The organism is Streptomyces sp. NPDC086549 (genome assembly GCF_044746205.1).
GTDB lineage: Bacteria > Actinomycetota > Actinomycetes > Streptomycetales > Streptomycetaceae > Streptomyces.
This window is the reverse complement of the sequence record NZ_JBIVBS010000001.1, coordinates 1,214,895-1,235,568: the sequence shown is the minus strand read 5'-3', so window position 1 is coordinate 1,235,568 and position 20,674 is coordinate 1,214,895. Positions and strand designations below refer to the sequence as shown.

The following is a 20,674-nucleotide window of genomic DNA, read 5'->3' as shown; positions in this document are numbered from 1 at the left end:
GTTCCAGCCACTCTCCAGTGTCCCCGACGAACCGGCGGTTCTGACAGATCGTTTCTGCCCGCACCTGGACGGGTTCTTCAGGCCCCCGACCACTTGTGACGTTCCGTGAGTGCTCCGGGGTGTCGCCCACTTGGCCCTATGCACCGTCACCCACTCTTCTGGTGCACGCAAACAGGGCGTAGGGCGACAAAGTCACACACGCTGGGTGCGGTGTCCCGTGAACCGCAACCGGAGGTCCTTTCGTGCCGCGTCCCCAGCTGCGCAGCACCGCCGCAGTGTTCACCGCGATGTCGGCGCTCGCCGCGACCTCGATCCTCAGTGGTCCCTCGGTCGCCGAGCCATTCTCCACGGCACCGTGCGCACTGCACCGGACCGACGCCCACCACTCGGAGGGCGTGGACACCTGGAACCCCGACTACACCCGGCCGACCGGCTCGCTCTCGGCCGTGCTGGTGTTCCTCGCCTTCCCGGGCTCCACCCCGCACACCACTCCCGCGCAGCTGACCGCCGACCACTTCCCGGCCACCAGCCGCTTCTTCGAACAGGCTTCCTACGGGAGGTTCACGCTGCGCCCGCAGCCGCTGACGCACTGGCTCCGCATGCCGCATCCGGCGACGTCGTACGCCATACGGCGCGACTGGAACCCGGCGCTGCGGGCCGCCTATCTGCGCGACGCGTTCGCCGTGGCCGACGGGGAGGTCGACTTCTCGCGGTACGACGTCGTCTACTTCGTGGCCGACCCGGACGCGCCCGGCGTGGACTCCGACGCGACGAAGGTCGTCAACCTGGACACTCCGGTGCACGTCGACGGCAAGGACGTACGGCGGGTCGTCACGGTCTTCGAACGCCATCCGCCGGACCGGCTGGTCCTCGCGCACGAGACCGGGCACGTGTTCGACCTGCCGGACCTGTACCACCGGCCGGCGGACGGGAAGGGCGACTGGGACACGTACGTCGGGGACTGGGACCTGATGGGAAGCCAGTTCGGGCTGTCCCCGGACCTCTTCGCCTGGCACAAGTGGAAACTGGGGTGGCTCGACTCCCGGCAGGTGACGTGCGTACGGGGGGCCGGGCCCACGCGGCTCACCCTCGAACCCCTCGCCGCCGGACCGGGGACCCTCGTCCGGGGTCTGTCCGGCGCTCCGGCGTTCGGGCTGGGCGACGGCACGAAGCTGGCCGTCGTGCGCACCGGCGCCGACAGCGCGCTGGCCTTCGAGGCGCGGGGCTCGGCCGGGAACGACCGGGCGTCCTGCCGGCAGGGCGTGCTGGTGTACCGGGTGCGGGGCGGGGCCGAGTCCGGGGGCGGGCCGGTCGAGGTCGTGGACGCCCACCCGCACACCGAGGCCTGCTGGGAGGGCTCCGTGTACCCGCCGCTGGCCGATGCGCCGGTCGCCCTCGGGGAGAGCTTCACGGTGCCCGGGGAGGGCGTGAAGGTGGAGGTGGAGGGGCGCACGGCCTCGGGGGCGTGGACGGTGAAGATCACACCGGGGGTTGTCGGCTGAGCGTCCGCATGCGACGCCGTGCGAAACGTTGGCCTTGGGCAGGCGGAGCTTGCGAAAGGTTGGCCTGTGAAAGATCGGCCTGTGAAAGGTTGAGAGAAACAACGATGGCGGATCAAGTTCTTTCGAACTCGACCCGCCATCGTCGATGCGTGCGCCGCCAGGGACTCGAACCCCGGACCCGCTGATTAAGAGTCAGCTGCTCTAACCAACTGAGCTAGCGGCGCCTGCTGACGTCGTAGACCTTAGCACCCTGATCGGCGGGAGGAAAAATCGATATCCGCACGACTGCGCGGGCCGCCCGTACGGCCGCCCAGAGCAGGACCTCGGGGCCGGGCAGCCACGGGTGCCGGGTGTCGGGGGCGACCAGCCACCGGGAGCCGCCCGGGGCGGGTGAGCCGTCGCCCGCGAGGGCCGGGACGGTCACGGCGTCCCCGGTGCCGTGGCAGAGCAGCGGCGGAACGTCTCCCGTACGGCCGCCCTCGCCCTCCGGCGTCCCCCACTCCTCCCAGTCCAGCAGCGAGGGCAGCCGCTGTGCCGTGCCCGGCGCGGCGAACAGGAGCATCCGGCCCCGGAACACCGCGACCGGTCCTGATCCCGGCCCCTCGTCCCACAGCCGGTCCAGCATCCGGCGTCCGAAGATCGCCGGCACGTTCACCACGTCGAAGGCGGCACCGCAGGGCAGGACCACCGGTGCGTCCGGCCGCTCCGCCCAGAACGCGAGTGTGCCGCGCGGATACGTTCCGGCAGAGGCGAGCCAGGCGGCGCCGTCGGAGGTGACATTCCGTGTGCTGCTCATGGGGCATATCTACCGCCGGTGAGCGAGCCCTTCCGGAGGGTTGCGAAAAACGGGGACGGGAGGGGACGGGGAGGGGTATCTTGCCCGCCTGGCATATGCCGTGCGGGGCTCACACGGGATCGGCGGTACCCCTGCCCTCGGCATCGGCGCCCCGCATCAGGTCCCGCCCGAACTCGACCATCCTCTTGGCGTAGTCCTCGGTCCACTCCGCCCGCTCCGCGATGTCCGCCGGGGTCAGACGGTCGAACCGCCGGGGATCGGCCAGCTGCGCCGCGGCGAGGGCCTGGAACTCCATCGCCCGGTCGGCGGCCGCACTGAACGCCTGCATCAGCTCTGTCGCCCGCGCCAGCAGGGCACGCGGATCATCGATCGACTCCAGGGCGAAGAAGTGCTCAGGGTCGGAGACCGCCTCCACGGGTTCGAAGAGCAGGGGCGCGGGGCGTAGCCGCGGTTCGTTCCGACGCGGCGTGGGCTCCGCCATGTCTTCTCCTCCTCATACGGTTCGATGGGCGCCGCCTACTGGGTGGGCCACCGTCCATTGTCCCGCGCCCGCGCAAGGGGCCCACGGAGGCACTCATGGGCCGCCGTCCGGGCTGTGTTCAACGGCCGCCTCCGGCGGCGTGCCGTCCTCCGGCCGGGGGGTTGGGGCGTGGGGTGTGGTGGTCATGGCCGCCAGGCGACCTTGTGTTCGCCGAGGTGTGCCAGCACCGCATGGTTCGCCTCCCAGCCGTCCGGGCTGTGTTCATCGGCCGCCTCCGGCGGCGTGCCGTCCTCCGGCCGGGGGGTTGGGGCGTGGGGTGTGGTGGTCATGGCCGCCAGGCGACCTTGTGTTCGCCGAGGTGTGCCAGCACCGCATGGTTCGCCTCCCAGCCGTCCGGAAACTTCACCACCGTCCCCAACTGGACCGGTTCTGTCGACGGGTAGTCGTCCAGGAGGTCGGTCACGCCTGCCCGGCAGACCACGATGCAGGCATGGCGGTGCCGGGAGGCGAGGACGCACAGGCGGCCCGTCTCCAGGTGGAAGGCGGTGGCGTCGGGGCGGCCGGAGAGCGGGTGGAGGACCACCGTGACGTCGAACTCCCGGCCCTGCAGACGGTTCGCGGTGTCGACGGTGACGTCCGCCGCACCCAGCTCCGCCAGCGCCGCCCGCACCGCCGCCGCCTGGTCCCGGTGTGCCGTGCCGACCGCGATCCGGTCCGCGGTCAGGGGAGCGGGCTCGGGCGAGCGTTCCGACGTGGCCGCGCCGCCGCGGTCCAGCAGCCGTCGTACGACCGTCGCCACCGCCCGCACCGCCTCCGGGTCGGTGCGGGGAGTGTGCCGGGCGGGCAGCTCCAGCAGGCCCCAGCCCGACTCCGCCGCCTCGTCGATCACCCGGTCCGGGCCGGAGCCGTCCGACCGGACCGCGAAGGTGAGACGGCGGTCGCCGTGGTCCGTGCCGCTGCGGAACGGCGTGTAGGGGTAGAAGGCGTCCGAGACCAAGGGGGCCGCCGAGGCGGGGAGCCGCCAGGACACCGGGAGGCGGTGCTGCGGCAGCTCCGGGTTGTGCGCGAGCAGCGTCGACACCGCCGAGGCCGAGGGGTCGTACGACAGCCCGGCCCACTGCTCGCTGCCCACGATCGCGAACGGGTCCAGCTGCCCCGGGTCGCCCACGAACAGCGCCCGCTCGAACAGCCCGGCCACGGCGAGCAGCGCGTCCGAGCGCATCTGGTACGCCTCGTCGACGATCGCGTGCCGCCACGGCTCGTCCACCTTGACGTGCGCCCACTTCGCGGCGGTGGACAGGACGACCGGGATGCCCGTCAGGTCCGCCGCCTTCGCCGACTTCCGTACGTTCGCCAGGTCGTCCAGCACCTTGTCGTACGGCTCGGCGTCGCTGCTGTGCAGGCGGCCGACGGGCAGGTCCGGGTTCTTCTCGGCGAGCCGGACGACCAGGTCGTCGACCTGGGCGTTGGTCTGCGCGACCACCATGAGCGGACGCCCGGCGTCGGCGAGTTCGAGCGCCGCGCGGACGACGAGCGTGGACTTGCCGGCGCCGGGCGGCGAGTCCACGACCACACCCCGGTCGGTGCCGTGCAGGGTGTCGCGGAGGATCGCGTCGGTGGCGCGGGCGGCCGCCGTACCGGGGTCGAAGGGCGGCGCCGTCACAGCACGTCCTCCTCGGTCACGGCGTCGGCGGCCTCGGCGACGGCCTCGCCCGGCGGTCCGCCGTGGGTCCACGGTGTCTGTTCCGGGTCGGGCAGCTTGGCCCCGCCCCGCTGCTCGTGCTCGAACAGCGTGAAGCAGAGCCGGTCGCCCTTCTCCGGCACGGATCCCTCCTCCGGCTCCTTGCCACGGCCCATCTTGTCGACGATCCGCAGCACGACCAGCCCCTCGTCCTCGTGACCGACGAACTCGGCCGCCTGCGGCTTTCCGCCCAGCGAGCGGTACACCTTCGCCCGCTCCCCGAGATGCGGCCGGTCGTCCGTGCGGACGGTGACCAGCGGGCGCGGGCTGGGCCGCTTGCCCTCGCTGTACGCCATGACGACGGCGACGACCTCGCCCGCGAACGCCTCCCCGGACAGCCGCCGCCCGGCCATCACCAGCGGATCGTCCAGCGCCTCCTGGGCCTCCAGGCGGGCCTGTTCGCGTTCGCGTGTGGCGAGTTTGTTGGCGGCGGTGACCGCGTCGTCGCGGCGCGGCTGCGGGGGCTCCCCGGCGAGGACACGGTCGCGGTGGCCGGTGAACGACCAGCGGTCGCGGGTCCACCGCTCCTCGGCGTGCGCGCCCTCCGGAAGCGCCCGCAACAGGTCGATCCCGCGCCACACCGCGTCCCAGGTGGGCCGCGTACGGCTCTCCACCAGGGCACGGATCTCCCGCTCGGCGGCGGTGAGCGCACCGAGCCGGTCGTCGGCCTCCAGGCCGTCCTCGGCGGCGGCGAGGGCGACCCGGGCGCGGTCGTAGCGCTCGAAGGCGGGGGCGAGCAGCTTGTTGTCGAACGCCGGGTCCGTGGCCGGGCCCGCGGGCGGGCACAGCAGCTGGTCGTCGGCGTCGCGCGCGTGCCCCGCGCGCAGAGCCGCCTCGGCGCCGCTCTCGCCCTTGGGCGGGTCGATCCAGGCGAGCAGCGCGCCCAGGTGCTGGTCCTCCAGTCCGGACTGCCCGGTCGCCCAGTGCCGGGCCAGTACGTCGGTCGCGGCCAGCAGCAGCGAGGAGCCGGGCACCCGGGCCCGCTCCCCGAAGTGGGTCAGCCACCGACCGAGCAGCGGCACCCGGGGCGGCGCGGGGTACGGGGCCTCGGGCTCCTGTTCGGCCGTGCGGCGGAACCGCATGGAGCGGCCCAGCAGCCGTACGAAGTCCACACCCGCGCGGCCCGGAACGATCAACTGCGGAGCGTCCGCGCACAGTTCGACCTCGACCTTGACCCGCTTGCCGGTCTCCGGATCGGTCTCCGCACGCTCGGCGGCCTCGACGGCGTCGGCGTAGGAGTCGATGTACGGCAGGACGACGTCGGCCAGCTCGGCGAGGAACGCGAAGCGCAGGTCGCGGTCGCGCGGCTGCGGCACGACGAGCAGGCGCGGCGCATCCCGGTCGGTGCCGACCAGCGCCCCGAGCGGGGCACCGGCCTCACCGGCGGTGGTGAGCGGCACGAACACCAGGGGGTGGTCGGACAGATGCCGGTGCCGGACGGTGGCGGCGGGAAGGGCGCGGCCGGTGCTGATGGCTTCCAGCCGGGCGAGCGTGGCGATCAGCGACAAGGGGCCACCTCCCGGCCGGGCCGGGCCCCGGGCACGCCCGTGGGAAGGCCCGCCCCACCGGCGACCGCCAGTGCCTCCGCCCGCAGGACCGCGGCCCTGCGCAGTGCGGCCACCGCCGGGTCGTCCGGGTCGCCGGTCTCGCCGCGGGCCGCCGACAGCACGTCGTCGACCGTGGTCAGGCCGCCCAGTTCAGCGCGGACCGGCCGGCCGAGGGTGGTCACCGCGCCGGCCGCGCGGGAGCGTTCCCGGCAGTGGAAGGCCAGTTCGCAGGCGGCCAGGCACTCGGGCGCGTAGGCCGCCGGGACCGCGTCGACCGCGGCCGTGAGCTCCTCGGCCGGCAGCTCCGGGGCGAAGCAGGTGCCCTCGGGCAGCGCGTCGGCGATGTCCTGGATGCCGGTCAGCCGGGCCAGCTGGCGCGCGGTGACCGCACGCTGCTTGCGGACGTCGACGGCGGACGCGGTGGCGAGGTTGGAGAAGTCCTTCGGGCAGACGAGCAGGACCTGGTGGCGCACGCGCGGGGCGGGGTCGATGCGGCCCGCGAGCTCCTCCAGCGCCAGCACGTACACCGCCGCCTGCCGCGCGGCCGCGCCCACCTTCGCCGGGTCCGCCGAACCGTCCAGCAGCGGGAACGACTTGATCTCCACGACCGTCCAGCTGCCGTCCGGGTGCACGACCACGGCGTCCGGCTCCAGGAAGGCGGGCGAGCCCGCGACGTCGAGGGCGAGCATGGGATGGTCGAGCAGCGTCCAGGTGCCGCGCGCCTCGGCGGCCTCGCGCAGCGCCAGCGCCGTACGCGCCGTGCGCCCCTCGGGGCCGATCGCGGAGAGGTCCGGCACAGCGGCCTCGTGCGGGGGTTCGGCGCCCGGGTCCAGTCTGGTGTGCGCCAGCCGCAGCAGTTCGGCGCCGCCGTCGGCCTTCACCCGGGCCTCGAACGCGTTGCCCCGGGTGAGGGCGAACTGCGACTGCCCGAAGGCGGACGGCGCGCCCAGCGCGCTCGCCAGCGCCACCTTGTCCACTCCGGCGCCGTCGAGGATCGCGCGCCGTCGGCACCCGGGGTTGGCGGCGAGCGCCGCGAGGGCGCGCGCGTCCAGTGCCTTGGCCGGTACCTCCGGTCCGCGCAGCTCAGCGAGCCGCTGCCGGAGCGCCGTCCCCCGCGTCGGTGGGAGAGGCGTCGGGCTCGGCCGCGGACCTGAGCCGCTCCTCGCGCTGCCGTGGAATTCGTTCACCCGCGGAAGTCTGGCATCCGCCACTGACAATCGAGGAACCTGCGCCGTCGGAGCGCGCCGCGACGACCGAGGCGCTCGGGGCCAGGCGGGCCCTGACCCGGTCCACGGTGCGCATCACGTACGGCGCGAGCAGCAGTCCGACGCCCATCACGGCGACGCCCGCGACCGCGTCGAGCGAGTAGTGGTTCGCGGTGCCCATGACCACGATCGCGGTCAGCAGCGGGTAGGTGACGCCGAGGGCCTTCGTGATGCGCGTGCCGCCGTAGCGCCACAGCATCACTCCGCACCACAGTGCCCAGCCCACATGCAGGCTCGGCATGGCCGCGTACTGGTTCGTCATGCCGCCCATGCCCCGCGGGGCGCTGGCCTCGCCGCCCCACCAGCCGTACGAGTGGTACTGGGCCATCGTGTCGACGAAGCCGTGGCCCGCCGAGAGGAGCCGGGGCGGGCAGGTCGGCAGCAGCGTGAAGCCGATCAGGCCGATGAACGTGGACGTCATCAGCCAGGTGCGGGCCGCGCGGTAGAACTCGGTGCGGTGCCGGAACAGCCACACCAGGATCGCGGGCGTGACCAGGTAGTGCAGCGACGCGTACCAGAAGTCGGCCGGCACGCCGAGCCACGCCTCGCGGGTGAACAGCCGGTTGAGCGGGTGCTCGGCGTTGATGTGCAGGGCCTTCTCGATGCGCAGGATCGCGAGGCCGTGGTCGACGGCGCCGCCGACGTCGGTCCGGGCAAGGAGGCGGCCGGCCGAGTAGCAGCCGTACACCAGGAGGATCAGGGGCAGCTCGGTCCACCAGCGCAGCCGGGTTCGCGGGGACACCTCGGTGCCCGGTGTCTCGGTCTGCGGCATCCGATCGCCCTCCCCCTTCTGTTCCTCGGCGCCCGGTGGGCCGACCGGGACACTTTACGGTGTACGCGTCAGTCCCTCGCCGGGTGCTCAGCCCTCAAAGACGCAGAGATCTCCCGCCGGGTTGCCCGCGGACAGGGTGCGCCATGATGGAGGGGTTCCGCCTCCGATTTCTCGGCTTCTGTCACTTCCTCCCACATCTCCTCCCGGAAAGGTCACCCATGGCACCGCGCATCCTGCTGGCCCGGCACGGACAGACGGAGTGGTCGCTGTCCGGCAAGCACACCGGCAGGACCGACGTTCCGCTCCTCGACGAGGGGCGGCGGGGTGCCAAGCTGCTGGGCGAGCGGCTGCACCGGGGGCCGTTCGACGGGCTGCCCGGTGTCGAGGTGCGCACGAGTCCGCTGGCACGCGCGCGTGAGACGTGCGAACTCGCCGGGTTCGGTGGGCGCGCGCAGGTCTGGGACACGCTTCTGGAGTGGGACTACGGCGCCTACGAGGGCATGACCCCCGCCGACATCCAGGCCGTCCGGCCCGGCTGGCTGATCTGGCGCGACGGTGTGCCCGAGGGCGAGACCCTCGCCGAGGTGACGGCGAGGGCGGACGAGGTGGTGGCCTGGGCCCGGTCCGCGGACCGCGACGTCCTGGTCTTCGCCCACGGGCACATCCTGCGCTCCATAGGGGCGAGATGGCTGGGTCTGCCGCTCGACTTCGCCGCCCGGATCCGGCTCAACCCCACGTCCCTGTCGGTCCTGGGCTGGGCCTACGGCGAACCGGCGATCGAGAGCTGGAACGACCTGGGACACCTGGCCGCGTAGCCCACGCGACCGCAGCCCGCCCCGGCCGACTGCCTGCCTGCCCCGCGAACCTGCCCGGCCGACCGCACACCGCACGCGCCGACCGGCCGCCGCGCCGACCGCCCTCTGCGGACCCCCGTCCCCGACCGACCCACCGCTGACGCGCTCCCGTGCGGGTGCCGTGCGCCTTGGTCGGTTGGCTGTCGTGGGATTGCGGTGCTGGTGGCGGTTTGCCGTATGACATCCGTGTACGTCGGCCGGTGTGCGGTTTTGCGGGCCCGTTCCCGGTCGGTCGCAGGGTTTATGCGGTAGTCGGTCCGGCGGGTGCTGTGCGCGTTGGCCGGTCGTGCATCGGGGATGGCTGGCAGTGCTGTTCGTGAGATGCCGTATGCCGTGCGCAGACGTCGGCCGGTGTGCGGACACGCGGTCGGGCGACTGCCGTGCGGCCCTCCCGCCCCAGCCGCACGGCGTACGCGGCAACCGGCCGCACCGCCGTAACCCCTTGCCCCGCACCCGGCGGTCGCCCGACGACCCGGCTTCACACCGGGCGCGGCAGCGAGGCGTGTCTCTCCAGAAACTCCGACACCCCCGACGCCCGCCGGTGCGGCAGCAGCACCCGTGCTGTGCCCGCGAGCATCGTCTGGATGCGGGAGGACTGGACCTGGTCCAGCAGGTCGAGGACGCGCATCCCGGCCGACGCCGCCTCGTCGGGCCGCCCCCCGCGCGCGAGGTCGTCGGTGAGCTCGGCGGTGTACAGGGCGATGTTCCGGGTGAAGTGGGGGTCCTGGAGCTGGGCGGCCCGGCGTGCGTGCCGGGCCGCCCGCGGCCAGTCGCCCAGTGTCGACCAGCACTGCGCCTCCAGCCCCTCCAGTTCGGCCTCTCCGTAGAAGCTCATCCACTCGGGATCGGCGTCCGAGTGGCCTCGCTCGTAGAGGGCCTGCGCGCGGGCCAGCGCCTGTTCGCACCCGGTGCGGTCGGCGAGCCCCGCCCAGCCGCCCGCCTCGCGCAGCGCGAGCAGCGACATCAGGCGCGCGGAGCCCAGCGAGCGCCCCGCCCGCTGCGCGGCCTGCGCCGCCCGCACCGCCTCCCGGGGCCGGCCCGCGTCCCGGGCGAGGAACGCCGTGTTGCAGAAGGCGTGGGCCTCCAGGGCGTCGTCCCCGGTCATCCGGGCGGTCGCGAGCGCCTCCGCGTAGTGCGAGCGGGCGTCGTCGAAGCGCCCGGAGTCGTGTGCCAGCCAGCCCACCGAGATGGCGAGTTCACCGGCGCCCGAATGCAGTCTGTCGGCGGTCGTCTGCCGAGTCGCGCCGGCGTCCAGCAGCGCGTACGCGGCGCGCAGCGGAGCGGCCGCGCGCCGGTAGAGACCGTCCGCGCCGTGCCGGTCGTCGAGCAGCCGGATTCTGCGGACGGCCTCTTCGAGCGCGGACGCCTCCCCGGACCCGGCGCGGCGGCTCGGCCGGTCGGCGGCCGCGGCGTCGATGGTGAGCCCGAACGGGCCCAGCGCGGCGGCCACCGTGGCGCCCCCGCCGGTCATGAATGCGCGACGTAGCACGTCGCTCTCCTCGTGGTTCTCGTGCGTGTCGTACGGGTCCTGCGTGTCATACGGCTCGTGGGCCCCCCGCGTCTCACTCGTGGTGGACGCCGGACTCGTGATGCACGAGGGGGGCGCTTCCCCGGCCGGGCGCGCCCCTCGTCCGCGGACGGACGAGCGCGGCGCGAAGCCGAGGTCGGCGAGCGTGCGGCCGGGGAACATGTGCAGGAACACCCGTTCGTACGCATAGTTCGGGCAGCGGATCTCGCCCGCCTCGACCCGGCCGATGTAGCGCGCGTCACAGCTGACCCGCTCGCCGATCTCGCGGGCGGCCCGCCGCACCAGCGCCGCGAACTCGGCGGGTGACCGCCGGCCGCGCAGGCGCCGGAAGGCGAGGTTCGGCCGTGGTGGCCGTTCGGACTGTGACGAGGTCGCGGTTGACGACTCCATGGCCGGGTCCTCTCGTGCGAACCGTCGAACCGTGCCGGATTCAGTGTGAAACCGGGGCGAGTCGCCCGTGTGCCACCCTGGTTCCGGCGGGCAAGAAAGTACCTGCTGTGTCCGACCCGCCACGCAGTGTTTAGCTACAAAACGGATATCTCATGCACGATCTGCCATGAACTGCCATCCTTTACGGCTGACTTGTGCCGTAGCCGTTGACGGCCGTGGCGCGTTGGAGGTCATGGACGGCAAGAGGGCTGCGTGGTGGAGGCCGGGATGCAGACCAGCCAGAGCAACGATCCTTGTACGCACGGCGATCCTTGCGCGCCGCCGGCGACGGCGTGCGACCTCGTGACGGTGCCGGCCCGGCAGGGGCTGGAGGCGGTCGACATCCTGCGGCGGGGGGCCGGGGACGCGGTGGGGCCCGTACTGCACGACGACGGGTGCGACACACTCGGCTTCCTTGTGCCGCGGGGGACCGCCGCCGCGTGGGACGTCCCCGGGAGCACGTGCACGGAGACCAACGGGCGCGGGCTGAGCCTGAATCCGGAGCCGCCGGTGAAGGGGTCGGACTGGCTCCTGCCCCCCGGGGAGGCCGACCCTGCGACGGATCCGGTGGTGCTGCGAAGAGCCCTGGGCGAGGCGGCGCGGCTGATCGAGGCCGCGGACAGCCGCCGCTGAGGCTCCGTGCGGCAGGACCCTTCGCAGCCTGCGAAAATGGGGGAGTGGGGAAGTCCAGGAACCAGCGGCGCAGGCCGGCCGCCGTCGAAGCCGTCACGGAGGCCGTCGACGGCGGGCTCGCGCAGCTCATACCCGACCCCGACCGCAGCCGGGCCTGGACGCTGCTGATCGACGGCGCCCCGCAGTCGCATGTCGACCTCGACGATCCGTCGTATCTCTCCTTCGAGTACCAGCGGCGGCTCGGGCATGTCATCGACCTGGTCGCCCCGCCCGGCAGACCCGTCCACGCCGTGCACCTCGGCGGTGGCGCGTTCACCCTCGCCCGGTACGTCGCCGCCACCCGCCCCCGCTCCACCCAGCAGGTCGTCGAGCGCGATGCGCGTCTCGTCCAACTGGTGCGCCGGGAGCTGCCGCTGGACCCGGGCGCCCGGATCCGGGTGCGGTCGGTGGATGCGCGCGAGGGCCTTGCCAAGGTGCCGGACGGCTGGGCGGACCTGGTCCTCTGCGACGTGTTCAGCGGGGCCCGCACGCCCGCCCACCTCACCTCGACCGAGTTTCTCGACGAGGTCCGCCGGGCCCTGAACCCGGCCGGCGTCTACGCCGCCAACCTCGCCGACGGGCCGCCGCTCGCCCACCTGCGCGGCCAGATAGCCACCGCGGCCGCGCGGTTCGCCGAGCTCGCCCTTGTCGCCGACCCGGCCGTGCTGCGCGGCAAGCGGTTCGGCAACGCGGTCCTCGTCGCCTCCGACCGCCCACTGCCGGTCGCCGAACTGACCCGCCGGGCCGCCTCCGACCCGCACCCCGGCCGGCTCGAACACGGCCGCCCGCTCACCGACTTCACCGGCGGGGCCGTACCCGTGACGGACGAGGCGGCGGTGGCCTCCCCGGCCCCGCCGCCCTCGGTGTTCCGCTGACCCGGCTCTAGAAGCTCAACCCGCGCGACAGCAGCGGCAGATGACGTTCGTACAGCTCCGCCAGGTCCTCCTTCCCGTCCCCCTCGACCCAGTGCCGTACCAGCGTGGTGAAGACCGCGACGATCGCGGCGGCCGCGCACTTGATCTCCAGGTCGGAGGCGTCCCGGCCGGTGCGCTCGGCGATGATCTCGGCGATGGCGCGCTCGCTGCGCTCCTGTTCGGCGACGTTGCGGGCGCGGATGGCCGGGTCGGTGAAGGAGATCCGGGTGCGCAGCAGGAGGTCGTCCCGGTCCCGCTGGAGCATCTCTCCCATGGGGCCCTTCAGGGAGTTGAGCACCGCGTCGACGATGGGTTCGTCGGCCGGGCGGTCGCGCAGGGCGGCGGCGAGGGCGGGGTCGTACTCGTCCTGGAGGACCACGTCCTCCTTGGTGGGGAAGTACCGGAAGAACGTACTGGGCGAGACCTCCGCCGCGTCCGCGATCTGGTCGACCGTGGTGGCCTCGTACCCGTGCTCGGCGAAGAGGCGGTAGGCCTCCCGGCGGATGCGCTCGCGGGTCTGCCGCTTCTTGCGCTCGCGCAGGCCGAGGGGTGCGGCGGGGGTCTCGTGCGTCGTCATGCGACCGATTCTGCGGGCTGGGCGGTCGACCGGGCCACCGTGCGGGAGCACCTGCGGGAGCAGGCGGCGCGGCCGGGGAGGAAGACGGCGGCCAGTACGGCCCCGAGCAGGGCGATCGTCCCGCAGGCCGTGAGGACCAGGTTCATGCCGTGGACGAAGGACTCGTGCGCGGAGACGGCCAGTCCCGTGTCGTGCAGCCGGGCGGCGACGGCGTCGGCGCCGGACACCGAGTCGCGGGCCGCGTCCGCCGCCGGCGCGGGCAGCCGGCCGGTGTGCAGGCGGGCCAGGTAGCCGTAGCTGAGCAGGCTGCCGAGACTGGCGACGCCCAGAACGCCGCCGAGCTGCTGGACGGTCTCCAGGAGGCTGGTGCCCGAGCCGGTGTTGTCCTCGGGCAGCGCGGACATGACCAGGCTGGTGGCGGGCACGACCGCGAGTCCGAAGCCGAGGCCGGTCAGGCCGAGCCACAGTGCCGTGAAGCCGTAGCCGTCCGCGACGCCGGTGGTCGCGCCGAGCAGCGCGCCCGCGCCGAGCACGAGCAGGCCCACCGGTACGACTGTCCGGGCGCCGAGCCGCAGGACCAGGGGCTCGCTCGCCGCTGCCGCCGCCATCAGGCCGCCGATCAGGGGCAGGACGCGCAGCCCGGTGCCGAAGGCGTCGTTACCGAGGACGGCCTGCAGGTACTGCGGGACGACGAACAGGATGCCCATCACCGCGAAGTTGACGAAGACGGCGATCAGCGTGCCCCACAGGAAGCGGCGGTCGGTGAACAGCAACAGGTCGACGACGGGGTGCGGGTGACGGCGCTCGCGCAGCACGAACCAGGTGAGCAGGACGGCCGCGACGGTCAGCGGGGCGAGCACGGACGGACCGTTCCAGCCGTCCTCGGGGATCAGGATGGTGCCGTAGACCAGCGCGGTGATGCCGAGGCCGCCCAGGACGGTGCCGAGCGTGTCGAAGGGTGTGGCCTTCGCGCGGTCGGCGTCCTTGGGCAGCAGCCACAGGCCGGCGACCAGGGCGAGGGCGGCGACGGGCACGTTGAACAGGAACACCGAGCCCCACCAGAAGTGGTCGAGCAGCCAGCCGCCGACCACGGGGCCGACGGGCATGCCGAGCGCGGTGGCCGCGGTCCACACGGCGATGGCCTTGGGCAGCTCCTCCTTGGCGAAGACGCGGGGCAGGATCGCCATGGACAGCGGCATGATCGCGGCGGCTCCGAGGCCGAGGACGGTCCGGGCCGCGACGACCGCCGACGGTGAGTCGGCCAGGGAGCCGGCCAGCGAGGCGAGACCGAACAGCGAGATGCCGAAGAGCAGCAGCTTCTTGTGGCCGAAGCGGTCGCCGAGCAGGCCGACCGGGAGCATCGCCACCGACAGGGCCAGCAGATAACCGCCGCCGATCCACTGCAACTGCGCGCTGTCGGCGTGGAGTTCGCCCGCGATGGTGGGCAGCGCGACGTTGATGACGGTTCCGTCGAGGCCGACGATCAGCACGCTCAGGGTGAGCGCGGCGAGGGCGAGCCAGCGGCGGGGGGAGTGGGACAGGTCGTGCACGGACATGTGAACCTCCCAAGTGGAAGCAGCCTAATGAGAGGCTACCGCCAAATGAGAGTCGACTGTCAATATCTAGTTGTCTTTCACTTGACCGCTGCCGGTGGCCGCCGGACGGACGCTGTCAGTACACCTCCACATGCGGTGGGCCGTCGTGCCACGTGCAGAACACCGTCACCCGGTCCGCGCCCCTGCCGAACTCCACCCGGATCCAGGTCTCCGTCTTCCACACCTGCATCGACCAGCCGGTGCCCGGGGTCGCCGAGACGAGCGTCGCGCTGGTGCTCCCCAGGTCGAAGACCACCCGCCCGCCGACGGTGTCGTAGCCCTTGACCTGACCGGAGACGGCCGGGGGCGGGGAGGAGGCGGGGCTCGACGCAGGGGTCCGCGAGGGGGCCGGCGTGCGGGGCGCGGACGCCTTGCCGGACGGAGCCTTCGAAGGGGCCGACGGCCGGGGCGTCGCCGACGCCAGCGGTTTGGAAGCCTGCGTCGTCGAGTCGGCCGCCGTGATGGGCAGGGCACGCGGCGGGTCGTACGCCGTCCCCGCCATCACCGTATGGACACCCCACCACGACAGCGTGACCGCCGCACCCGTGGCGAGCGACCAAGCCAGTACGTGTACAAGTCCTCTGAGCATCGCGGGCCATACTGCCTCACCCGTCCCACGGGCCGCACGTGGTCGGAGTTATCCACAGGCGCCGGACCGGTATCGCCCGCATGGCGTACGGTGCGGCGCATGGCAAGTGTGCTCGTCGTCGAGGACGACCAGTTCGTACGCTCGGCGCTCATCCGGCATCTCACCGACGCCTCGCACACCGTGCGCAGCGTCGGCACGGCGCTGGAGGCGCTGCGCGAGGTCGCCCATTTCCGTTTCGACGTGGTCATCCTGGACCTCGGACTGCCCGATCTGGACGGGTCCGAGGCCCTGAAGATGCTGCGTGGCATCACGGACGTGCCGGTCATCATCGCCACCGCGCGCGACGACGAGACGGAGGTCGTCCGGCTGCTGAACGCCGGGGCGGACGACTACCTCACCAAGCCGTTCTCGGTGGAGCACCTGTCGGCCCGCATCGCCGCCGTCCTGCGCCGCTCCCGCGCGGTCGTCGGCGACAGCCCCCCGTCGACCGTCATCCGGGTCGGCGGTCTGACCGTCGACCCGCTGCGCCGCCAGGCCGAACTGGACGGCATCCGGCTGGACCTGACCCGCCGCGAGTTCGACCTCCTCGCCTTCCTGGCCGGCCGTCCCGGTGTCGTCGTACCGCGCAAGGAACTGCTCGCCGAGGTCTGGCAGCAGTCGTACGGAGACGACCAGACCATCGACGTCCATCTGTCCTGGCTGCGCCGGAAGTTGGGCGAGACGGCGGCGCGGCCGCGCTATCTGCACACCCTGCGGGGCGTCGGCGTGAAGCTGGAGCCGCCGGGGGAAGCGGAGCCGGCGCGATGAGATGGGCACTGGTCAAGGTCTGTCTGGCGGTCACCACGATGGTCGTGGTCGCCTTCGCCGTCCCGCTCGGGCTCGTCATCAAGGAGATGGCCCGGGACCGTGCCTTCTCCAACGCCGAGCGGGAGGCGGCCGCGGTCGCCCCCGCGCTGTCCATCACCACCGACCGCGACAAGCTGGAGCGGGTGGTCGCCTCGGCCGGCGTGGACTCCGGGATGGCCGTGCACATACCGGCCGTGGACGCGGCGGCGGCCGTGGACATCGGCCGGCAGCGGGCCGCGGACCGGGACATCGCGACCGTGCGCAGACTGGGCCGCGCCTCCACCACCGAGGTGCCCGGCGGCTCCACGCTGCTCCAGCCGGTCGCGCTCAGCTCCGGAGCGATCGCCGTCGTCGAGGTGTACGTCCCCGAGGCCGCGGTCAGCAACGGCGTCGGCATGGCCTGGGCGGTCCTCGCCGCCGTCGGCGCCGCGCTGGTCGTCGGCTCCGTCGCGGTCGCCGACCGGCTGGGCGTACGGATGGTGCAGCCCGCGCAGCGGCTGGTCGAGGGCGCGCACGAACTGGGGGAGGGGAAGCTGGGGGCGAGGGTGCCGGAGGAGGGGCCCAACGAACTGCGGCTGGCGGCGGTGGCGTTCAACTCCATGGCCGACCAGGTCGTACAGCTCCTGGCGAACGAGCGTGAGCTGGCGGCGGACCTGTCCCACCGGCTGCGCACCCCGCTCACCGTCCTGCGTCTGAACGCGGCCTCGCTCGGCGACGGAACGGCCGCCGAGCAGACCCGGGCCGCCGTCGCCCAGCTGGAGCGCGAGGTGGACACCATCATCCGTACCGCGCGGGAGGCCAAGCCGCAGACGGCCGCGGCCGGGCCGGGCGCCGGGTGCGATGCCGCCGAAGTGGTCCGGGAGCGGATGGGCTTCTGGTCCGCGCTCGCCGAGGACGAGGGCCGCAAGTGGCGGCTGGCCGGAGTGGAGCGGCCGGTGCGCATACCCGTGGCCCGCGCCGACCTGGCCGCCGCGCTCGACGCGCTGCTCGGCAACGTCTTCCGGCACACCGCCGAGGGCACGGCCTTCGCGGTGGACGTGCACAACGGGGAGGACGCGGTGATCGTGCTGGTCTCGGACGCGGGCCCCGGCATATCCGACCCCGTGGCGGCGATGGCCCGCGGCCGCGGCTCGGGCAACGACGGCTCGACCGGGCTCGGCCTGGACATCGTGCGCCGGCTCGCCGAATCCACGGGCGGGGACGTGCGGATCGGCTCGTCGGTCCTCGGCGGCACCGAGGTGCGGATCTGGATCCAGCTGGACGGGCGGGAACCGGTACGCAGGGGGCACCGGGGGGCCGTGCGCCGCCGCAGGGTCGGCAGATTGGTCTCTACCTTTAACCGCTCCCGATCCCTTCCTTAAGCGCACCCTAAGATCTTCAACGACCGTCCTTATCAAGCCGTTTGTCTGAATCCCTGTCGCTAGCGTGCTGCGCACCCCACCCCGTTGACAGCGAAGGCAGGCACCAGCGATGAGCACGCACCGGCGCAGGATCAGTGGCAGGAACAAGGTGATCGGCGGCCTCGTCGCCGCGGCCGTGGTCGGCGGTGGAGCGATCATGTTCAGCGGCATCGCGCAGGCCGCCGGTGTCGACGCCGCGTACACCAAGACCAGCGACTGGGCGACGGGTTACACCGCGCAGTACGTCGTGACCAACAACAGCGGCCAGACCGAGAAGGACTGGACGCTGGAGTTCGACCTGCCGGCCGGCGGGAAGCTCAGCTCCCTCTGGAACGCCGAGTCGAGCGTGAGCGGACGGCACGTCACCGTGAAGCCCGCCAAGTGGGACAAGGACGGACTGGCGCCCGGCAAGTCGGTCACCGTCGGCTTCGTGGTGAACGGCACGGGCGACCCGACCGGTTGCCGTATCGACAACGCGAAGTGTTCCGCCGACGACACCGCGACGCCCGAGCCGAGCGGCCGCCCGACACAGTCGGCGACTCCCACCCCGACCCCGACCCTCAGCGCGACCCCGACCCCCACCCAGAAGCCGACGCCGACCCAGACCCCGACGGCCACCGCCTCCCCGTCCCAGAGCACCGGCACCGGCACGCCCGCCTCCGCCGGCTTCGCCCCCTACGTCGACACCTCCCTCTACCCGGCCTTCGACCTGGTCGCGAGCGCGAACGCGACCGGCGTGAAGGACTACAACCTCGCCTTCGTCACGGACGGCGGCGGCTGCACACCCAAGTGGGGCGGGGTGACGGACCTGGCGAGCGACGGCGTGGCCTCCCAGATCGGCGCCCTGCGCGCCAAGGGCGGTGACGTCCGCGTCTCCTTCGGCGGCGCGTCCGGCTCCGAACTGGCCACGACCTGCTCCTCGGCGGACGCGCTGGCGACGGCGTACGGCAAGGCCGTGGACCAGTTCAAGCTCACCAAGGTCGACTTCGACGTGGAGGGCGGCGCGCTGCCCAACACGGCGGCGAACACCCTGCGCGCCAAGGCGATAGCGAAGCTCCAGGCCCAGCACCCGAACCTGGACGTCTCCTTCACCCTCCCCGTGATGCCCGAGGGCCTCACCCAGGACGGCGTGAACCTCCTTTCCGACGCCAAGTCCAACGGCGTGAAGACCAGCACGGTCAACATCATGGCGATGGACTACGGCCCCGCCTACAACGGTGACATGGGCACCTACGCCGAACAGGCCGCCACCGCCACCCAGGCCCAGGTCAAGAGCGTGCTGGGCCTGTCCGACAGCGCGGCCTGGAAGGCGGTCGCCGTCACCCCGATGATCGGCGTCAACGACGTCTCCGCCGAGGTCTTCAAGGTCGACGACGCCACCCAACTGGTGAACTTCGCCAAGTCCAAGGGCATCGGCGGGCTGTCGATGTGGTCGGCGACCCGCGACAAGCAGTGCGACGGCGGCACCAAGCCCACCGCCGACGCCACATGCAGCTCGATCACCCAGGACAGGTTCGCCTTCTCGAAGGCGTTCGACGCGATCGGCTGACCCGGCCGGCGCCCGCACGCTCCGGCCGGAACTTCCATGTCGCCGAAGCGTGCGGGGCGCGGCACATCCCCTCCTCGTGCCGCGCCCCGTCCCCCGATCGGAAGGTCAGGGGGTTTCCACCGGCGGCAGCGAGCCCGTCCGCGCCGCCCGTGCGTACCACCGCGCGCTCGACTTCGGCGTCCGTGCCAAGGTCGCGTAGTCCACGTACACCGCGCCGAAGCGCTTGCCGTAGCCGTACGCCCACTCGAAGTTGTCCATCAGGGACCACAGGTAGTAGCCGCGCACGTCCGCGCCGTCCGTGATGGCCCGCCGGACCGCCGACAGGTGGCCGTGCAGGTAGGCGATGCGCTCCGGGTCGTGGACGCGGCCGTCCGGGTCGGGCTTGTCGTCGTACGCCGCGCCGTTCTCCGTCACGTACAGCGGGAGGCCGGGTGCCTCCCTCGTGTACCGCATGATCAGGTCGTGCAGGCCCGTCGGGTCGATCGTCCAGCCCATCTCCGTGCGCTCGCCGGGCGTCTGCAGGAAGGCCACGTCGTCCGCGCCCGGCCAGGGGGAGTGGTCGCTCGCCCCGTGGCCGTCCGCGCGCGGGCCGGAGACCGCCGACTCGGCCGACGAGACCAGCGTCGGCGTGTAGTAGTTCAGGCCCAGCGCGTCCAGCGGCTGGTTGATCGTCTGCAGGTCGCCGTCGCGCACGTACGACCAGTCGGTGAGCGAGGCCGTCGCCTCGAAGAGCGACTCCGGGTACGCGCCGTGCAACAGCGGGCCGTGGAAGACACCGTTGGCGAGGTCGTCGATCCTGCGGGCGGCCGCCAGGTCCGCCGGGTCCTGCGAATACGGGCGCACCACCGAGGAGTTGAGGCTGATCGCGACCGAGTTGCGGGCCGGCATGGCCGTGCGCAGCGCCGAAGCGCCCAGCCCGTGCGCCAGGTTGAGGTGGTGGGCGGCCCGCAGCGAGGCCACCGGGTCGGTACGGCCGGGGGCGTGCACACCCGAGCCGTAGCCCAGGAAGGCGCTGCACCACGGCTCGTTGAGCGTGATCCACTGCTCCACCCGGTCGCCGAGCGCCTCGCCGACGATGTGCGCGTACTCGGCGAAGCGGAACGCGGTGTCCCGCTCCGGCCAGCCGCCCGCCTCCTCCAGCTCCTGCGGCAGGTCCCAGTGGTAGAGGGTGATCGCGGGCCGGATGCCGTGGGCGAGGAGCTCGTCCACCAGGCGCCGGTAGAAGTCCAGGCCCACCTGGACCGCCGGGCCCCGGCCCGTGGGCTGCACCCGCGACCAGGAGACCGAGAACCGGTACGCGTTCAGGCCCAGCTCCGCCATCAGCGCCACGTCGTCGCGGTAGCGGTGGTAGTGGTCGACAGCGATGTCACCGGTCTCGCCACCGGCCGTCCTGCCCGGCGTATGGCTGAAGGTGTCCCAGATCGAAGGGGTGCGGCCGCCCTCCCGGACGGCCCCCTCGATCTGGTAGGCGGAGGTGGCGGCGCCCCAGAGGAAGGAGGGGGGAAAGATCACGGAGGTAACGGGTTCAGGCATGGAAGCGCTCCCATGAAGGGTCGTGTGGACCGACGGGTGAGTGGCGAGCGGGGGAAGGGACCGGGGCCGGGGCGGCGGTGGCCC

Annotated in this window: 19 protein-coding genes and 1 tRNA gene; 7 read left to right on the top strand and 13 right to left on the bottom strand. The window is 72.9% G+C overall.

All coding sequences use genetic code 11. The features are described 5' to 3' along the window. Positions 1-287 precede the first annotated feature (287 nt). Positions 288-1,502: a M6 family metalloprotease domain-containing protein gene (locus tag ACIPSA_RS05630; protein ID WP_402629520.1), complete on the top strand. Its 1,215-nt coding sequence runs from the start codon at positions 288-290 to the stop codon at positions 1,500-1,502. 150 nt (positions 1,503-1,652) lie between these two features. On the opposite strand, the gene ACIPSA_RS05625 is transcribed toward ACIPSA_RS05630, so the two are convergent. The 8 genes from ACIPSA_RS05625 to ACIPSA_RS05590 form a co-directional block, all read right to left on the bottom strand. After that, positions 1,653-1,726, bottom strand: a tRNA-Lys gene (locus tag ACIPSA_RS05625). Then, positions 1,717-2,298, bottom strand: coding sequence for a bifunctional DNA primase/polymerase (locus ACIPSA_RS05620; protein WP_402628955.1), 582 nt, complete (start codon positions 2,296-2,298; stop codon positions 1,717-1,719). The genes ACIPSA_RS05625 and ACIPSA_RS05620 overlap by 10 nt, the downstream gene beginning before the upstream one ends. 109 nt (positions 2,299-2,407) lie before the next feature. Beyond that, positions 2,408-2,779: a hypothetical protein gene (locus tag ACIPSA_RS05615; RefSeq protein WP_402628953.1), complete on the bottom strand. Its 372-nt coding sequence runs from the start codon at positions 2,777-2,779 to the stop codon at positions 2,408-2,410. Between the two features lie 182 nt (positions 2,780-2,961). Then, complete coding sequence (locus ACIPSA_RS05610; protein WP_402628951.1) at positions 2,962-3,108, bottom strand: hypothetical protein; 147 nt, start codon at positions 3,106-3,108, stop codon at positions 2,962-2,964. Then, on the bottom strand, positions 3,105-4,442 hold the full coding sequence (locus ACIPSA_RS05605) for an AAA domain-containing protein (protein ID WP_402628949.1): 1,338 nt from the start codon (positions 4,440-4,442) through the stop codon (positions 3,105-3,107). The genes ACIPSA_RS05610 and ACIPSA_RS05605 overlap by 4 nt, the downstream gene beginning before the upstream one ends. Then, on the bottom strand, positions 4,439-6,028 hold the full coding sequence (locus tag ACIPSA_RS05600) for a hypothetical protein (RefSeq protein WP_402628948.1): 1,590 nt from the start codon (positions 6,026-6,028) through the stop codon (positions 4,439-4,441). The genes ACIPSA_RS05605 and ACIPSA_RS05600 overlap by 4 nt, the downstream gene beginning before the upstream one ends. Beyond that, positions 6,019-7,149 carry a hypothetical protein gene (locus ACIPSA_RS05595; protein WP_402629517.1) on the bottom strand — a complete coding sequence of 377 codons (1,131 nt, stop codon included), beginning with the start codon at positions 7,147-7,149 and terminating at the stop codon, positions 6,019-6,021. Before ACIPSA_RS05595 ends, ACIPSA_RS05600 begins: the two co-directional genes overlap by 10 nt. A 1-nt stretch (position 7,150) precedes the next feature. Then, positions 7,151-8,104, bottom strand: a complete 954-nt coding sequence (locus ACIPSA_RS05590) for a phosphatase PAP2 family protein (protein WP_402628946.1) — start codon at positions 8,102-8,104, stop codon at positions 7,151-7,153. A 218-nt stretch (positions 8,105-8,322) separates the two neighbouring features. Between ACIPSA_RS05590 and ACIPSA_RS05585 the strand changes: the two genes are divergently transcribed. Next, positions 8,323-8,919: a histidine phosphatase family protein gene (locus ACIPSA_RS05585; protein ID WP_402628944.1), complete on the top strand. Its 597-nt coding sequence runs from the start codon at positions 8,323-8,325 to the stop codon at positions 8,917-8,919. A 517-nt stretch (positions 8,920-9,436) separates the two neighbouring features. On the opposite strand, the gene ACIPSA_RS05580 is transcribed toward ACIPSA_RS05585, so the two are convergent. Next, complete coding sequence (locus ACIPSA_RS05580; protein WP_402628942.1) at positions 9,437-10,876, bottom strand: hypothetical protein; 1,440 nt, start codon at positions 10,874-10,876, stop codon at positions 9,437-9,439. Positions 10,877-11,128: 252 nt separating this feature from the next. On the opposite strand from ACIPSA_RS05580, the gene ACIPSA_RS05575 reads away from it, so the two are divergent. Beyond that, positions 11,129-11,548, top strand: a complete 420-nt coding sequence (locus tag ACIPSA_RS05575; protein ID WP_402628940.1) for a hypothetical protein — start codon at positions 11,129-11,131, stop codon at positions 11,546-11,548. Between the two features lie 44 nt (positions 11,549-11,592). Beyond that, positions 11,593-12,462 (top strand): spermidine synthase, encoded by an 870-nt coding sequence (locus tag ACIPSA_RS05570; protein ID WP_402628938.1) that lies wholly within the window; start codon positions 11,593-11,595, stop codon positions 12,460-12,462. A gap of 7 nt (positions 12,463-12,469) precedes the next feature. Here ACIPSA_RS05570 and ACIPSA_RS05565 read toward each other — a convergent pair whose 3' ends face one another. The 3 genes from ACIPSA_RS05565 to ACIPSA_RS05555 form a co-directional block, all read right to left on the bottom strand. Continuing rightward, complete coding sequence (locus ACIPSA_RS05565; RefSeq protein ID WP_402628936.1) at positions 12,470-13,078, bottom strand: TetR family transcriptional regulator; 609 nt, start codon at positions 13,076-13,078, stop codon at positions 12,470-12,472. Next, a complete protein-coding gene (locus ACIPSA_RS05560; protein ID WP_402628935.1) occupies positions 13,075-14,634 on the bottom strand; it encodes an MFS transporter in 1,560 nt (519 codons plus the stop codon). Before ACIPSA_RS05560 ends, ACIPSA_RS05565 begins: the two co-directional genes overlap by 4 nt. A 115-nt stretch (positions 14,635-14,749) precedes the next feature. Then, entirely contained in the window at positions 14,750-15,262 is a 513-nt protein-coding gene (locus ACIPSA_RS05555) for a hypothetical protein (protein WP_402628933.1), read from the bottom strand. A 99-nt stretch (positions 15,263-15,361) separates the two neighbouring features. On the opposite strand from ACIPSA_RS05555, the gene ACIPSA_RS05550 reads away from it, so the two are divergent. The 3 genes from ACIPSA_RS05550 to ACIPSA_RS05540 all read left to right on the top strand — a co-directional run bounded on the left by ACIPSA_RS05550 (position 15,362) and on the right by ACIPSA_RS05540 (position 19,057). After that, entirely contained in the window at positions 15,362-16,069 is a 708-nt protein-coding gene (locus ACIPSA_RS05550) for a response regulator transcription factor (RefSeq protein WP_402628932.1), read from the top strand. After that, positions 16,066-17,469, top strand: a complete 1,404-nt coding sequence (locus ACIPSA_RS05545; RefSeq protein WP_402628931.1) for a sensor histidine kinase — start codon at positions 16,066-16,068, stop codon at positions 17,467-17,469. The genes ACIPSA_RS05550 and ACIPSA_RS05545 overlap by 4 nt, the downstream gene beginning before the upstream one ends. Positions 17,470-17,578: 109 nt before the next feature. After that, complete coding sequence (locus tag ACIPSA_RS05540) at positions 17,579-19,057, top strand: cellulose binding domain-containing protein (protein WP_402628929.1); 1,479 nt, start codon at positions 17,579-17,581, stop codon at positions 19,055-19,057. A gap of 105 nt (positions 19,058-19,162) precedes the next feature. On the opposite strand, the gene ACIPSA_RS05535 is transcribed toward ACIPSA_RS05540, so the two are convergent. Continuing rightward, positions 19,163-20,590, bottom strand: coding sequence for a GH1 family beta-glucosidase (locus tag ACIPSA_RS05535; protein ID WP_402628927.1), 1,428 nt, complete (start codon positions 20,588-20,590; stop codon positions 19,163-19,165). Positions 20,591-20,674: the final 84 nt, after the last annotated feature.